A 15,842-nucleotide genomic window follows, 5' to 3' on the forward strand; every position below is an offset into this window, starting at 1 on the left:
GAGTGATCAGGGGTAAATTCAGGGACTTTTTCCCTGAAAATTAGGTAATTGACCCCCTCAAAATCGGTAAAACCCCACACCCCACACCCCACACCCTACACCCTGCCCCTAGGAAAAACTTTTTCAGCAAACCCTAGTTAACTAATGGACAGGGAAATGGGGAAATGGGGAAATGGGGACTAAGAAATATCTTCCCCAACACCCTAAAACCCTAAAAACCTAAAACCCCAACACCCTAACACCCAAAACCCAACCCACCAATGGAAAATTCCTATTCTCAATTAACCGAAGACTTGCTGAAATTGGTGCAACATTTACCCCACTTGAAAGATGGTAAATGGATTCAAAGAGCTCTGGAAGCAATAGTCAGAATTGCCGAGGAGGAAATCGATCGCCTGGATTGGAAAATTTTAACCTACGCGATCGAAGATCTAGAAAAGGGATTTCAGGTATTTTACCCCTACCGTCACATTCGTAAACTTACCATTTTTGGCTCGGCACGCATCAAACCCGACAGCAGTGAATACCGTCTGGCAGTGGACTTCGCTCGCTGTATTAGTCAATACGGTTTTATGGTGTTAACTGGCGCTGGGGGTGGCATCATGCAAGCAGGGAATGAAGGCGCCGGACGGGAAAATTCCTTCGGATTAAATATTCAGCTACCTTTTGAACAGGGGGCTAATCCCTATATCATAAATGATGCCAAATTAATCGATTTTAAATATTTCTTTACCAGAAAACTATTTTTTCTGCGGGAAAGTGACGCAGTAGCTTTATTCCCCGGTGGTTTCGGCACCCAAGATGAGGCCTTTGAGACGCTTACCCTCTGTCAAACCGGTAAATACGGACCTGCACCCCTAGTATTAATTGATGAGCCTGATGGGGATTACTGGCAAACTTGGCAAGAACAAATTAGTGAAAATCTGCAAAAAAGAGGACTGATATCCGCCGAAGATCGGAATTTTTATACAATTACCAACGATCTAGACCACGCTTGTCAAACAATTCGCCACTTTTATCGGGTGTATCACTCCAGCCGTTTTGTGGGAGAATCCTTTGTTATTCGTCTTAACCACGAACTAAGCGGGGAACAGATCGAACAAATTAACCAAAACTTCGGCGATATCCTAGTTAAGGGGAAAATCGCACCTAGTCAAATTCTAGAACGAGAGAATCGGGATTCCACCCACCATTTACCTCGTCTAGTTTTTTACTTTAACGGCAAGAGTTACGGACGCTTGTATCAATTAATTGATCACATCAACGATTTAAGTCCTGTAGTGACCCTCGAAGAGCATCCCGAGAGAAAATAAACCCTAGGCCAGAGTTTCCGGACAGTATCCTAAACCCTTAGTAAATTGTTGCCGAAAAGCCTCTATATCTTGCTGATCCGGGGTACCATGGGACACGATCGCCACTTGATAACGACGCATGACATCAATAGGAGATTGTCCCGTTTCCAAACTCCAAAAAACCATCTGGAGACGCATTTCCGGTTGATAGGTAATCCCTAACTCATTCATGTAGGCGCGAAAATCACCGTGTTGGCAAGGAGTCAGCATTTGATTAAACTTTACCTTGACCACCCAACCGTTAATCTGATGGATAACCGTCATCACGGAGGAAGGCAGATGAGTCATCGATCGCAGGTATTCGGTGACTCGTAGCGTTAAACTAGCATTAGCAAGAAAATAGAGATAGTCCATAGTGGCCGCCGGGCTATTGGCTAATAGTCACGATTAGTGTTATATATCTAAGTCTGACGATAAACCGTTCTCGATACCAAGGGGAGAAATCCCCGATTTAGTGAAGTTCGCCTGGGTAGGATTACCCAACTTTTGCGAAGATCTTTATGATGATAATGATGATGATCCCTGACCAATTACTCTCCAGCTACGATTATCACCTTCCTCCGGAGTTAATTGCCCAAAATCCCGCAGAAACCCGGGATAGTTCCCGTCTTTTGGTGGTAGATTCTCCCAATAGTCATAATTTAGCTATTTTTCGGGATTTACCCACTTGGTTAGAGTCGGGGGATTTGCTGGTTTTCAACGATACCCGCGTGATTCCGGCCCGTTTATTTGGACGTAAAACCACGGGCGCACCCGTAGAAATATTACTATTAGAAGAACAAGATGACCATCGTTGGTTATCTCTGGTGAAACCGGGAAAACGCTTTAAAGTCGGTTCAGAAGTCCTTTTTTATCCGAAAACAGGGCCGACGGAAGACCAAGAAAAATTATGGTTAGCGAAAGTAATCGATCGAGATCTGAACACCGGTGGTCGTCTGCTGCAATTTCAACGTCATCCCAGGCGCAGTTTTTGGGATATGTTGGAGGAGTACGGTCATATTCCTTTCCCCCCCTACGTCACCGAATCAGAGGCGGAAGAAGACCGTTATCAAACAGTTTACGCCGATAAACAGGGTTCTGTGGCCGCTCCCACAGCTGGATTACATTTTACTCCCGAATTATTCCATAAGCTCGCCCAGAAGGGTATAGATACCGCCTATGTCACCCTTCATGTGGGAGTGGGAACCTTTCGTCCCGTGGAAGTGGAAAATATTACAGAACACCTAATGCACCAAGAATTTTTGCAGATTTCCGCCGAAACTGCCGAAAAAATCGCCCAAACAAAGGCTAGAGGTGGCCGGGTTATCGCCGTGGGCACCACGGTAGCTCGCGCCTTGGAAGGGGCAATTAAAGAAAGTAAGAGCGAGAAATTAACCGCTTTTCAGGGAAAAACGAATTTATTTGTCTATCCTGGTTATCAATGGCGAGTTATCGACGGCATGATCACTAATTTTCACCTACCCAAGTCCAGTTTGATGATGTTAGTCAGTGCCTTAATCGGACGGGAAAGACTACTGGCATTGTATCAAGAAGCTATCCAAGAGCGTTTCCGTTTCTATTCCTTCGGTGATGCTATGTTAATCCTACCCAGCGCTCGCAGCAGTAATCGGTAAGTAGTTGCACAAAATTACATTCATACCCCAGAAAGAAGGAGGAGCAGAACTGCGGAAAGGGCAACAGGAAAGGGAAAAATATGTGTAAGCAGCCCGCGCATCTAAATTGGTCTAGGTCGATTATCGAACCACCTCTGGCCTGTTGTCTATCCTAACCAAGAAATGAAAAGAAAAGAGCTTAAAATCGGTCGCCGCTATTCTGGCAAATCCTGGCAAATATTTGTAATTATTGCCTTCATCGCCGCCGCTCCCTTTGCTATTTTTTATCTGATTGCCTTGGCTTATCTTTGGCAAGGCGATCAACTTTTGGCCGCGGGGGAGAAGGAATCGGCTCTGTCTGCTTACCGAACAGTTTTATCTTTTCACGAAAATTCGGCCCAAGCCCATATAAAAATCGCTCAGGTCTTACAAAGTCAAAAACGCTATTCTGAAGCCTTACAAGCCTATAATCATGGCTTTATCGTTAACGATAAACCACCGATGCAACCCTCCCTAAGTAATCATTTAGTAGCTTTGGGAGACATCTTCGCGCAAGAGGAAAAATGGTCAGAGGCACTCGATGCTTACCAAAAAGCAATTATCATTAAACCAACTTTTAAAGCGCAATTTCAGCTAGGAAAAGCTCTCTATAGTTTACAACGTTGGGATGAGGCGGCGAAAGCTCTGCAAGCAGCGGTTTTTCTCGATCCTAGTCAGGGAAAAGCCTATTTTTATCTGGGAAAGGCCTACAGTGAACAGCAACTCTGGCCAGAGGCCAGTTATGCCTATCAGCAAGCTCTAGAATTGATACCTAGTCAGGGTGAAACCTACAAAAAATTAGGAGAAACCCTAGCAAAACAGGGAAAATGGCAGCAAGCAGAGCAAATATATCGACAGGCTTTAATTTACGCCCCTAAAGATGGGGATATTTATAATTATCTGGGCGAAGCTTTAGCGGAACAGGGAAAACTAGGGGCAGCGATAGCAGCTTTTCAACAGGCGCGCCAAATTAGCCCCAAAAATGCCAAGATTTACGAAAATCTCTGTTATATCTATATCAATAGCGGTCAGATCGATGAGGGTCTAAATTGGTGTCGGCAGGCCGTAGAAATCGATCCCAATTTATCAGAAGTTAGATTTATTTTACAGGAAATCCAACGGGGACGATTAATTCACGACAATCCCGAATTATTAAAAATGCCAGAGATAATTCCCAGTGTTAAGAGTGATCCTCTGGTGAATTTAAAACGCTCAATTGTTAAAATTGTCATTCGTGGCAAAAATAACAATGGTATCGGCACTGGTTGGTTATTAAAACGAGATCAAGATACAGCTTGGATCGTGACTAACCGCCATGTGGTGACGAATTACCGTCAAGAAATCGATGCAGAGGCGCGCATTTTTGTCGAGTATTATAGCCAACCACCCCAGGGAAAAATTCCCAAGCGTTCAAAAGCTAAAATTCTCCACACTACCCCCGCTAACGACTGGCTCGATTTAGCAGTATTGGAGGTAAAAAATCCCCCCCCGGATTTAAAACCTTTAGCTTTAGCACCCCTACCAATTGCCGCTAATCAATCAGTAATCTCGATCGGTAATCCTTTTAATCAAAAAGATTGGACTGTCAGCAAAGGCACGGTTAATGATAATGACGAAAAATCCTTAAGTTTATCCATGTTTGTCGTTTCTGGACAGTCGGGAAGTCCAGTTTTAAACGATAAAAATCAAGTGGTGGGAGTGATGTCTCAAGCGGGTTTATTTTGTGCCAATCCCTCTACTCCTAAACCCCTAGAAAATGCCGTTAGATTGGGCTGCGGTTTCGCAATTCCCATTGACAGGGTGCGAGAAAGGTTAAGGGAGTGGGAATTATGAATTGGGAAGTGGGGTGTGGGGAAGTGGGGAAGTGGGGAAGTGGGGTGTGGGGAAGTGGGGAGGTGGGGTGTAGGGTGTAGGGTGTAGGGTGTGGGGTGTGGGGTGTGGGAAGTATAAATAAAAATAATCTCCTGTCTCCTGTCTCGGAGTCTCCTGTCTCGGAGTCTCCTGTCTCGGAGTCTCCTGTCTCGGAGTCTCCTGTCTCGGAGTCTCCTGTCTCGGAGTCTCCTGTCTCGGAGTCTCCTGTCTCGGAGTCTCCTGTCTCCTGATAACTGCTATGCTACTCTAGGCAGAAAACCATTCGATCGAGATCACCGTGGCTAACCAAGAAGCAACTTCCCCCGCTATTCGTACCCCTTTATACGACCTAATTGCCCAACAAACCAGCAAATTTACCCCTTTTGCGGGTTGGGAGATGCCGATACAGTTTAGCGGCCTAAAAATCGAACATAATGCTGTCCGCAATGGTGTCGGGATGTTTGACATTTCCCACATGGGCAAATTTATCTTAACTGGAGATAATCTGGTTCAATCTCTCCAAACCCTAGTTCCGTCTAATTTAGCCCGTTTAAGGGCAGGAAAGGCACAGTATAGCGTTTTACTTAACCCGGACGGTGGTATCATCGATGATATTATCTTTTACTACCAAAGCGAAAGCCAAGGCGTATTAATTGTTAATGCCTCAACCACCGATAAAGATCGAGAATGGATTTTAGGCAATTTAGAGGGTTCGGGGGTTAAATTAAAGGATTTATCCCGAGAAAGAGTCTTAATTGCCCTGCAAGGACCCAAAGCGGCCACAATTTTACAGCCCTTGGTTGGGGAAAAATTAAGCGATTTTGGCCTATTTAATCACTGGGAAAGCCAGCTTTTCGGGGAAAAAGTTTTTATCGCTAGGACCGGTTACACGGGAGAAGATGGTTTTGAAATTATGGCCGCTCCTGAAATCGGGCAGCAACTTTGGACGGAATTCTTAAATTTAGGGGTGACTCCCTGCGGTTTAGGGGCCCGGGATACCCTGCGTTTAGAGGCAGCTTTAGCCCTTTATGGACAGGATATCGACGATAGCACGAGTCCCCTAGAGGCAGGCTTAAATTGGTTGGTTCATCTGCCAGAAAAAGGCGATTTTATCGGTCGCAATGTCCTCGAAGACCAAAAACTTAATGGTGTGAATCGGCGCTTGGTGGGATTGCAGATGTCCGGCAAACATATCGCCCGTCACGATTATCCGGTAGTATTCGCTGGGGAAGTGGTGGGTAAAGTCACCAGTGGCACTTTATCACCAACTTTAAACACAGCGATCGCTTTAGCCTATCTTCCCACACCTTTCGCCTCGATCGGACAGGCGATCGAAGTAGAAATCCGCGGCACCACCTACCCCGCTACCGTCGTTAAAAAACCCTTTTATCAAAGTAAAAAGTAACGTAACTACCGAGGTCTTGACAAATTAGGAAAAAACCAGAACTTCCCCCTTGAGAACTTGAGTAAAAACTTGTTTGTTCTTTGTTCCTTCTTAAGTCCGTCTGTTGAGGGGGCTGAGAACTATTCTGAGTATTTAGGGTCTGCTGAAAAAGTTTTTCCTAGAAGCAGGGTGTAGGGTGTAGGGTGTAGGGTGTGGGGTTTTACCCATTTTCAGGCGGTCAATTACCTAATTTTCAGGGAAAAAGTACCTGAATTTACCCCTGATCACTCCCATGCCAGGCACTTTTGGATTTCAAAAAGGTCTAAAAGTCTTATCCAACAAGGTTTTTAGATTTATTCAGCAAACCCTATTTAATCCCAGTCTCCTCTCCAGCTCGGCTATCTTTTCCCGCAGAGCTTGATTTTCCTTCTCTAATGCTTTAATTCTGTTGGCTTGTTCTTCGTAAGTCATGGTTCACATTCTACCGCCTTTTTTCTCTACCTCGGCAGTTACGATTTATTCAGCAAACCCTAAATAAGTAGTTGGACAAAAGTAAAGTTAACTGTGGGGTAAGGAGTCAGTAGCCGGTCGTCGGTCGTCAGTAAGAATTGCGGCAATTTACATTTCTTAAGATAGACAACAGAATTTATGTCCGACTACTTAGCAGTAAGGTTCTTGATGAGAGATAACCATTAGAAAGAGGTAAACTCCCAAACGCATCTACTGCTTATCGGCTCTCCTCGTTTCTGTGTGGAAGGAAGAAGAATAGGGATAATTTTCCAGAAATATACTCTTCCAATCTTCAAAGGGAGCATCTCACCTTTGTAACCCCCAAATCAGGTTTTATGTCAAGCTATTTTGAAAGCCTTGCTAGAAACCAGTTTTAGGGACAAGTATAATGACTCACTTGCATAAATGAGATGCTCCCGAATTGACTCTTCAAAGCCTTGCCGTCGCCAAGACTCCTACGAATGATCAGCACTGATGATCACACAAAGTCGAGAAGAGCCGCTTATCTTCTTGCTTAACATCCTAAACTTCGAGAAGAGCCGCTTATCTTCTTGCTTAACATCCTAAACTTCGATTGTCACTGCTGAAACTTCCCCATATACTTGTGAACAAGTTACAACTATAGAGTAAATGCTAAAGTTTTCCCTTTAACATTTCTCTGGAAAATACTTTGAATAATTGAATACCTTGGCTTATATACCGTGATTTTATCAAGGTTATTTTGAGTGCCAATGAGATAGTTGTAATTGCTAAATGACAATAAATCATAAGCTTTCGGGAAATACCGAAAAAAGACCTAGCTGGGTTCCCCCGCTCCTAGGATAACCAGATAGTTATCAAACACAATTATTGTCCTCAAAACAAGGAAAAAAATGCCGAAAACTCAAAGCGATAAAATCGCTCATCCTATAGCCGTTGTCGGAATGGGTTGCCATTACCCTGGTGCCAACCAATTAAGCGAACTTTGGGAGAATATTTTGGCGCGTCGTTGTCAATTTCGCCAGTTTCCCGACCAACGTTTACCACTCTCGGAATATTATGATCCCGATCCCGCCACTCCCGATAAAACCTACGGAACACGCGGGGCCTTCATTGATGGCTTTCAATTCGACTGGATTAATCGTCGAGTTCCGAAAAAAACGGTCGATGGAACCGACATCGTGCATTGGTTAGCCTTAGAAGTGGCCAACAAAGCGATCGAAGATGCTGGGTATCGTCGAGATACCATTCCCACCCAAAAAACCGGGGTCATTCTCGGCAATTCCTTAACTGGAGAACATACTCGATCGAATCTGATGCGGTTACGTTGGCCCTACGTACGAAGAGCCTTGCGGGCTGCTGCCGAAGTCAAAGGACTGTCTGGAACAATTGTGGAAGAACTTCTCGAAATGATGGAGAAATTCTATAAATCCGTTTTCCCACCCATTACCGAAGATACCCTTGCTGGAGGACTGTCCAACACCATAGCCGGACGAATCTGTAACTTTTTTAATTTTGACGGTGGTGGTTATACCGTGGATGGCGCTTGTTCCTCCTCCCTAATCGCCGTTGTCACTGCCGCCAACGCTTTAAGTAATGGCGATTTAGACATGGCCTTAGCCGGTGGCATTGATATCAGTCTCGATACCTTTGAATTAATTGGTTTCGCCAAAACCGGCGCCTTAACCAGCCAGGATATGAAAGTGTATGATCGCCGTGCCAGTGGCTTTATCCCTGGGGAGGGAGCTGGTTTTGTCGTTCTCAAACGATTAGCCGACGCACAGGCCAATGGCGACTACATTTATGCCCTGTTGGACGGTTGGGCTCTGTCCTCCGACGGCAAAGGAGGCATTACCGCACCCTCCAAGGTGGGACAGTCCAAAGCCCTATTAAGAGCTTACGAAAAAGCCAGTTATAGTCCCCAGTCTCTTCATTTTATTGAAGGACATGGAACCGGAACCCCCGTAGGCGATCGGGCTGAAATTGAAGGGGTAGCCCTAGCCATGAACGCCTCGAAACCTGCCCCCCCTCGTTCCTGTGGCATGACTTCTTTTAAATCCCTAGTTGGTCATACGAAAGCGGCGGCCGGGATCGGGGGTTTCATTAAAGCGGTCATGGCGGTTAATCAGCGGATCGTTCCCCCTACCGTTAACTGTCAAGAACCGAATCCGGTTTTCGAGGAGAGCGCCCAATGTTTATATCCAGTACAACTAGGGGAAATCTACCCGGAAACGGAGATTTTACGGGCGGGAGTGTCGGCGATGGGTTTTGGGGGCATTAACTCCCATGTAACGCTTTCTTCTGGTGATGCACCTTCCCCCCGGTTAAAACCCAGTTTAGACCAGCGTTCGCTTTTAGTCTCCAACCAAGATAGCGAAATCTTTGTCTTCGGGGCTAATTCTCTTGCCCAACTGCTGGAATCTCTGCAAATTTTCTCAGAACAAGCCAAAGGGATGAGTTTAGCAGATATGGTGGATTTAGCAGCGCAGAATGCTCAAACATTGTCCCCTCAGACTTCAATTCGCGCCGCCATTGTGGCAGAAAACCCCAGAGAATTACTGGAGCGCTTGGAGCATTTAATCAACATTCTTCACTCTCAACCCCCAGCCGCGGGAGAAACATATATATCCCAGCGAAAAGACATCTGGCTCGCCCATCAAGTGCAGCGTTCTCGAGTAGCTTTTCTCTTTCCAGGACAAGGTTCACAAAAGCTGAACATGGCCCGGACTTTGGTGGAGCGATATTCTTGGGCAAGAGAGTTAGTGCAACAGGCAGATTTATGGCTGATTGAATCTGGTTTTGAACCGATTAGTCCATTAATTTACCGTCCTCTTGACCGCGCTGTTAACCAACAACAAGTAGAACAATGGTTTAAGGCTCTCACCGATGTTGCACCGCAAGCAATCTGCTTGACTTCACTACTGTGGAAGCATTACCTGAAACGACTTGGACTGGAACCAGTGGCACTAGGGGGTCATAGTTTGGGCGAATTGACTGCTTTTGAAGCGGCTGGTGCTTATGATGAAAAAACCCTCCTTTGCTTTGCCGCAATGCGGGGAAAAGCAATGACAGTTAAGGGCGATTCTATCGGGACAATGGCGAGTTTAGCTTGCTCGGATGCCACCGCGCAAAAGCTCTTACAGGGGATTTCTGGGTATGTAACAGTTGCTAATATCAATAGTCGTCAACAGACAGTTATTTCTGGAGAAAAAAACAGTGTTGCTGCTGTTTGTGACCTGGCATTAGCCCGAGAAATTCAAGTCCGCCAACTTTCGGTAGCAAATGCTTTTCACTCCCAAATGGTGGCAACAGCAGCTGAATATTTGCGAAAAGAAGCTCCCATTCCTGAGATTTTCGAGCAAGTTTCTCTGCCTCTATTTACCAGTGTCAACGGCCAGATAGTTAATTCAGGACTCAACTTAAAAGAACACTTTGCTCATCAGATTGTTTCCCAGGTAAATTTTATTTCTCTTGTCGAAAATCTGAAGAATAAATGTGACTTGATAGTTGAAGTTGGAACGGGAAAAGTGCTTTCTGGTTTAGTAGGAGCAATAGTTCCTTCTCCCCTCTGTTTTCCCCTAGAGTCAAAACCGGGTATCGCTCGCGATTTGAATACTTTTTTAGCCGCTTACTTTGTGCAAGGAGGTGAAGTCAACTGGCAAGCGTTGTATGAACAACGACTGGTTCGTCCTTTTGTCCCGGCTGCTGAGCGTCTGTTTGTTGATAATCCCTGCGAACGATCTTTTCCGGTATCTCTTGAAGAAATTGAGTCGAGTTCTGCCTTCTCTTGGAGAGAAATACAACAGTCATCACCAAATACGGCTCTCGCTCATTCCTCGAATTTTTCCCAACCAGAAAGTCTTTTTGCAGATGATGAACTAACGACAGTCTTAGCAAATTACCTGCTGGAACGTGGTTCTTTTCTCTCTGAGTTAATCAGTGCCGATATCCAAAGCTTACCCTTTGTAAACACTCACAATGCCTAGAGGACATTATGACTTATTCTTCTGACTCCAAACAAGCAGTTGGCAATCAAGAGATTGTCAAACTTCTCTCCCATTACTTCTCTAACCGAAGCCAGTTTTTGTCCCAAGTTATCAAAGCAGATATTCAGTCTTATATTTTGCTTAAAAGTCCAGCAACTAATCTGATTCCCTTTCAGAACAGTGATCAGGTAAATAGACCCGTTAATAGCAATGGTCATAGCACTGCTAATAGCAATGGTCCTAGCAATGGCAATGGCAAGCGAATCCCAGAAACAACAGTAATCCCAACCAATTTAACTGTTGAAAAACGTTTAATTGAGTTAGTTGCAGAAAAAACCGGCTATCCAGTAGCCAGCATCAATCTTGATGCCAAACTACTAGATGATTTGAATTTAGATTCCATCAAAGCTGGCGAGTTAGTAGCGACAGCCGCCAAAACCTTTGGTGTGAGTGGAAAAATTGATCCTTCTGCTTTAGCTAATGCTACTTTGCAAGAAGTAAAACAGGCTATTGATGCCATTGTTTCTGTGCAAATGCCGACTGGGATTCCTCAGCACATAGAAGTTGCGCCTGTGGCTTCCCCGCCTTCAACTTCCCCCGATATTACCCAAAAACTACTGGAATTAGTCGAAGAAATGACTGGGTTTCCTAAAGATACCCTCAGCCTCGATCTTCGTCTTCTTGATGATTTAAACCTCGACTCTATTAAAGCAGCCGAGCTAGTTGCTACAGCAGTCAAACAAGTGGGAGCGACTGGAAAACTAGATCCCTCAGCTTTAGCGAATGGAACTTTGGCAGATGTCATTACGGCACTGGAGAAGGTATCAAACCAACTCTCTGTCAAATCTGCTGCTTCGGAGGAAACACCAGTGCTGCAAGCGAGCCAAAACAATCCTCCCAAGGAAGCCAACTGGGTTCGTAACTACGCCATTGAATATGTCCCTCAACCTCTGACTCCACCAACAATTGCGACTGATTGGTCACAAGCTCAAGTCTTAATTGTCTCTGATGTTTTAGACCTAGGGAATCTATCTAATGCTGGCACATCGATTGCTCAAACTCTTACCAAGCAATTAGAGCAATTGGGTGCTCAAGTCCAACAAAAGACCTACGCCGAAATCGCAGCGGCAGAACCCGCCAGTATCGGTTTATTCTCCCACTATCTAGGGATTTTACCCGATATTTCCCCCTTGCCATCGGAATTACCCCTCGCCGCCATGGTAACTCGCCTCAGCATTGTTGCTACCATTAGCCACACCAATCCCTCGGCAACTTTAGCTTATATTCAATTTGGTGGGGGGCGTTTTGGCACCGGTGAGGGGGAATACCATCCCGCAGTCGCTTCGGCGGCGGCCTTTGCCCGCAGTGTTCATCTAGAACGCCAAGAAGCAAGAGTCCGGGTAATAGATTTGGCGGCAGAAATTGCACCAACTCAGGCCAGTAAATTAGTAATTCAGGAACTAGCCGGCTCTGAGGCGATTACAACCGTTGGCTATGATGCGACGCAAGTAAGGCTAATCCCCCAAGCTCAGTTACAGCAGCCGATTGATTATACGCCCCGTTCCCTCACCTGGTCAGCCTCAGACGTAATTCTGGTGACAGGTGGAGCCAAGGGAATTACCGCCGAATGCGCTCTCGCTTTAGGAAAAGAAACGGGAGTGAAAATGGCTTTGGTGGGGCGAGCAGCAGTGCCAGCAGCCGGAGATAGCAACAGCGAAATTGCCCAAACTCTCAAGCGCTTAGCAGCCCAAGGACTCACCGGTGCTTACTATCGCTGCAATATTGCCGACCCTACCGAGGTTCAGCAGTTAGTTGACCAAGTGACCCAGGAATTAGGACCCATCACGGGAGTAATTCACGGAGCCGGACTCAATCAACCCCGTCGCGTCGAACAAGTTAGACCCCAAGATGCTCAAACAGAAGTCTCACCCAAACTTTTGGGAGCTTACAACTTATTGCAGGCATTAGCGTCTAAGCCACCGAAGCTCTTTATCGCTTTTAGTTCGATTATCGGCGTTACTGGAATGCCTGGTAATGCTTGGTATGCCTTTGCCAATGAATCCCTGTCGTTGCTGTTACAACAGTACCAACGGCAACACCCCCAAACCCAGGTGCTGGCGCTTGCGTATAGCGTTTGGGATGAAATCGGCATGGGAGCGCGTCTTGGCAGTGTCAAGCATCTAGAGCGCATGGGGATCAAGGCGATTGCTCCGAGTGAAGGAGTCAGCCGCTTTCTCAAGCTTTTCCAAAACGCACCAAGCACCTCACAGGTAGTAATCACTGCTCGCTTGGGTGGCTTAGATACTTGGTTACCAACCCCTTTACCCTCTCCCGCCGGACTGCGCTTTATCGAAAATGTCCAATACGTGGAACCACAGGTAGCCTTGACCGTGCGGACTCATCTGAGTTTAGGGAAGGATATCTATGTCAAAGACCACCTTTGGCGCGGTTCCTATTTGTTCCCCACCGTGTTTGGGTTATGTGCCATGGCCCAAGCTGTAGCTTACCTGACAGGGACCTCAAACCCGCCAATTGTTCGCCTAGAAGATATTTCTCTACGACGACCAATAGTCGTTAATCCCGAAACTGGGGTTGAGATTCAAATTGAAGCGGAAATTGCCGAAGCTACCAGCAATGGGGAACGTCGAGTTAAAGTCGGCATTTATACCGAGCAAACGGGCTTTTCTCTCGCTCATTTTTCTGCCAATCTCATTCTCGGAGAGTTGACTTCCGCTTCTCAGGAAAAACCCGAATTAGGCGAACCTCTTCCAATCGCTCCCAAAACTGATCTCTACGGGGATTTACTCTTCCAGGGAGAACGTTTTCAACGCCTAGGTGAAATTTACACCCTTAGTGAAAAACAGAGTGTCTTCCGTTCCCACGCTCAACTTTCTGGAGAAGATTTATCCAATCAAAGCTTTAGCAAAGGATTGAATCACTCCTTAATCCTCGGCGATCCCTATTTTCGCGATGTCTTGCTCCAATCGGTACAGTTGACCATTCCCCAAGATATCTGCTTGCCTGTGGAAATTGCCAAGATTGAGCGATTTAAACCGGCCAGCAGCGATCAAGGTCGCCGCCTTGTCACCGTTAACCTATTGGCGCGGGAAGATCGGGAGTATATTAGTGAAGTGATTGCTACCGATGAGCAGGGGAACTTAATTGAACGCTTGAGCGGTTATCGCCTACGGATTCTCGAAGAACACCAGGAAAATCCTACGGCTGCTGAGTTAGGCAATCCCGAAACCCGTGATCGCCAACACTTGCGACAAGTGTTACAGACAACTTGTCAGGGATTCGAGATTCCACCGCCTACCGTTGCGCTTGGTTATGCGCCTAACCTGCAAGGGAAATCCTTAGAACAGCGCCGCCAACAGGAAAAACCCATTGTAGAACGCGCGCTGAAAACTAAGCTAGGACTCAAACCCGAGCAAAAACTTGTTTTCGAGCTTGAGTCTCTCCCCTCTGGTAAGCCTCAACTGAGCGGGACACAAGTTTCTGGGTTAAATGTTTCTTTATCTCACTGCGATCGCTATTGTCTCTGCACTGTGGCTGAAACTCCCCAAGGTTGTGATATCGAAGCAATTACCCCTCGCAGCACCGAGGACTGGGTGGCCCTCTTAAGCGATCGCCGCAGTCAACTGATGGAGCAATTAGTGCGCCAAGGAGACACCCAAGAGCGTGCCGGTATGAGGATTTGGTCAGCCACAGAAGCAGTTCGCAAAGCTTTTAATGGTAGTGATCCGCAGTTTTCTCTAGTGGCGAAACAAGGGGATGGGGTCTTGTTATCCACCTCAACCCCGGAGGGTGAGTCTCAAGTGCTGACTGTCCCTGTCAAGTTAACCCGTCCACCGGAACGGATGGTGGCAATTGTGGTTTCCCACACCCCAGTGTCTGTCCCCACAGAAGCTAATTTCCAGTCTCCTCAAGCAACGGCAGCGGCGATTATCCCAGCGACACCTGGGAAAATTGACAGCCATAGCTCTCGCTACACTCATGACGGGCCGCAAGGACAATTAGTCTATGAGCAACGCTATCAAGTCAGTTTCAAAGATAGTGGTAGCATCAGCCGTCACGTTTACTTTGCCCAATATTTTCGCTGGATTGGCAAAATTCGGGAATTGCCGATGGAAAGTATTGCCCAGCAAATGTTAGCCGACTTCTTAAGCGGAGATTGGGGCATGGTTACCAATTCCGTTAGCCTGCGAGTTGTGGGAGAAGCCACCTCCTATGATGTGATTCAAGCGCGAGCCTGGGTGGGCAATATTGTCGGCTCTTCCTTTGAGACTTACATCGAGTTTTGTAAGGTATTGCCCGATAATTCCCTAGAGCGTCTGGCGATTGCCGAAGTTAAAGCCACTTGGGTGCGGTTAGTTAGCTATGGAGTTCCTGCTCCCATGCCTTTCCCGCCCTATCTCCAAGACTATTTGGCTCGCTTTGCCGCTGACAAACCCGCCAGCCTTGATTTAAAACACCCAGAAACCCTGCCTCTGGCTCCCCTACCTGCGAGCCTTGCTTCCCTCAAGCCTGGGGCCATCATTGATGAAATTCCCCAGCAAGAAAGCCGCTATGGACGGTTATTGCGGTCTGAGGTCTTCCAAACCACCCTGGAAGAATCGAATTTAGTCGGTAATGTTTACTACGGCAATTATTTCATCTGGCAAGGACGCATTCTCGACCTGTTCCTTTACTCAGTTGCTCCTGAATATTTGCGGATTTCTAATCCCTGTGGGGAAATGGTCTGTCTCTATACCCGCATGGACTATCTACGGGAAGCGATGCCTTTTGACCGCATTCGCACCCTTCTCTATGTGCGTTCAGTATCCGAGTGTGGCGCATCTTTCAACTTTGAGTTCTTCCGGGAACAGCCTGATGGCACTTTGGAAAAACTCCATGTCGGTCAACAAGATGTGGCTTGGGTGGAGCGGCAAAAAGATGGAACGGCTGTAGTCGCACCTTGGCCCGAGGCGGTGAAGCAATCTTTAGTCGCAAGGGCGACCACCAGGGAAGCCGCTCTGTTAATGGTCTAGAAAAACCTGCTCTCTAGGATGGGTTTCCCCCCCCATCCTCAGACCAACCTACTGACTAGATTCTGCTTTTTCACTTTTCTCTATCTACCCAGGAAAATTTGTCATGTACAAGCCGAATA

Annotated in this window: 7 protein-coding genes; 6 read left to right on the plus strand and 1 reads right to left on the minus strand. The window is 46.5% G+C overall.

The genetic code is table 11. The features are described from left to right. Positions 1-260: 260 nt before the first annotated feature. Positions 261-1,313, plus strand: a complete 1,053-nt coding sequence (locus tag O9295_RS23030; protein WP_288035621.1) for an LOG family protein — start codon at positions 261-263, stop codon at positions 1,311-1,313. 3 nt (positions 1,314-1,316) lie between these two features. On the opposite strand, the gene O9295_RS23035 is transcribed toward O9295_RS23030, so the two are convergent. After that, on the minus strand, positions 1,317-1,706 hold the full coding sequence (locus O9295_RS23035) for a hypothetical protein (RefSeq protein ID WP_002796539.1): 390 nt from the start codon (positions 1,704-1,706) through the stop codon (positions 1,317-1,319). Between the two features lie 161 nt (positions 1,707-1,867). Here O9295_RS23035 and queA point away from each other — a divergent pair, with 161 nt between their 5' ends. The 5 genes from queA (at position 1,868) to O9295_RS23060 (ending at position 15,723) form a co-directional block, all read left to right on the plus strand. After that, on the plus strand, positions 1,868-2,965 hold the full coding sequence (gene queA, locus O9295_RS23040; RefSeq protein WP_147068791.1) for a tRNA preQ1(34) S-adenosylmethionine ribosyltransferase-isomerase QueA: 1,098 nt from the start codon (positions 1,868-1,870) through the stop codon (positions 2,963-2,965). A gap of 162 nt (positions 2,966-3,127) precedes the next feature. Beyond that, positions 3,128-4,816: a serine protease gene (locus O9295_RS23045; protein ID WP_288035623.1), complete on the plus strand. Its 1,689-nt coding sequence runs from the start codon at positions 3,128-3,130 to the stop codon at positions 4,814-4,816. Positions 4,817-5,132: 316 nt separating this feature from the next. Beyond that, entirely contained in the window at positions 5,133-6,239 is a 1,107-nt protein-coding gene (gene gcvT, locus O9295_RS23050; RefSeq protein WP_288035625.1) for a glycine cleavage system aminomethyltransferase GcvT, read from the plus strand. Positions 6,240-7,600: 1,361 nt separating this feature from the next. Then, on the plus strand, positions 7,601-10,693 hold the full coding sequence (locus O9295_RS23055) for a type I polyketide synthase (RefSeq protein WP_288035627.1): 3,093 nt from the start codon (positions 7,601-7,603) through the stop codon (positions 10,691-10,693). Positions 10,694-10,701: 8 nt separating this feature from the next. Beyond that, the gene (locus tag O9295_RS23060) at positions 10,702-15,723 is read left to right on the plus strand and encodes an SDR family NAD(P)-dependent oxidoreductase (protein ID WP_288035628.1); all 5,022 of its coding nucleotides are present in this window, start codon (positions 10,702-10,704) and stop codon (positions 15,721-15,723) included. The last annotated feature ends 119 nt before the right edge of the window (positions 15,724-15,842 follow it).

It is taken from the genome of Microcystis sp. LE18-22.4A (genome assembly GCF_027531105.1).
Lineage (GTDB): Bacteria > Cyanobacteriota > Cyanobacteriia > Cyanobacteriales > Microcystaceae > Microcystis > Microcystis aeruginosa.

Excerpts from the sequence above, each read along its gene's own strand:
- O9295_RS23030 (WP_288035621.1), top strand. The coding sequence starts at position 261 with ATGGAAAATTCCTATTCTCAATTAACCGAAGACTTGCTGAAATTGGTG.
- O9295_RS23055 (WP_288035627.1), top strand. The coding sequence starts at position 7,601 with ATGCCGAAAACTCAAAGCGATAAAATCGCTCATCCTATAGCCGTTGTC.
- queA (WP_147068791.1), top strand. The coding sequence starts at position 1,868 with ATGATCCCTGACCAATTACTCTCCAGCTACGATTATCACCTTCCTCCG.
- O9295_RS23035 (WP_002796539.1), bottom strand. The coding sequence starts at position 1,706 with ATGGACTATCTCTATTTTCTTGCTAATGCTAGTTTAACGCTACGAGTC.
- O9295_RS23060 (WP_288035628.1), top strand. The coding sequence starts at position 10,702 with ATGACTTATTCTTCTGACTCCAAACAAGCAGTTGGCAATCAAGAGATT.
- O9295_RS23045 (WP_288035623.1), top strand. The coding sequence starts at position 3,128 with ATGAAAAGAAAAGAGCTTAAAATCGGTCGCCGCTATTCTGGCAAATCC.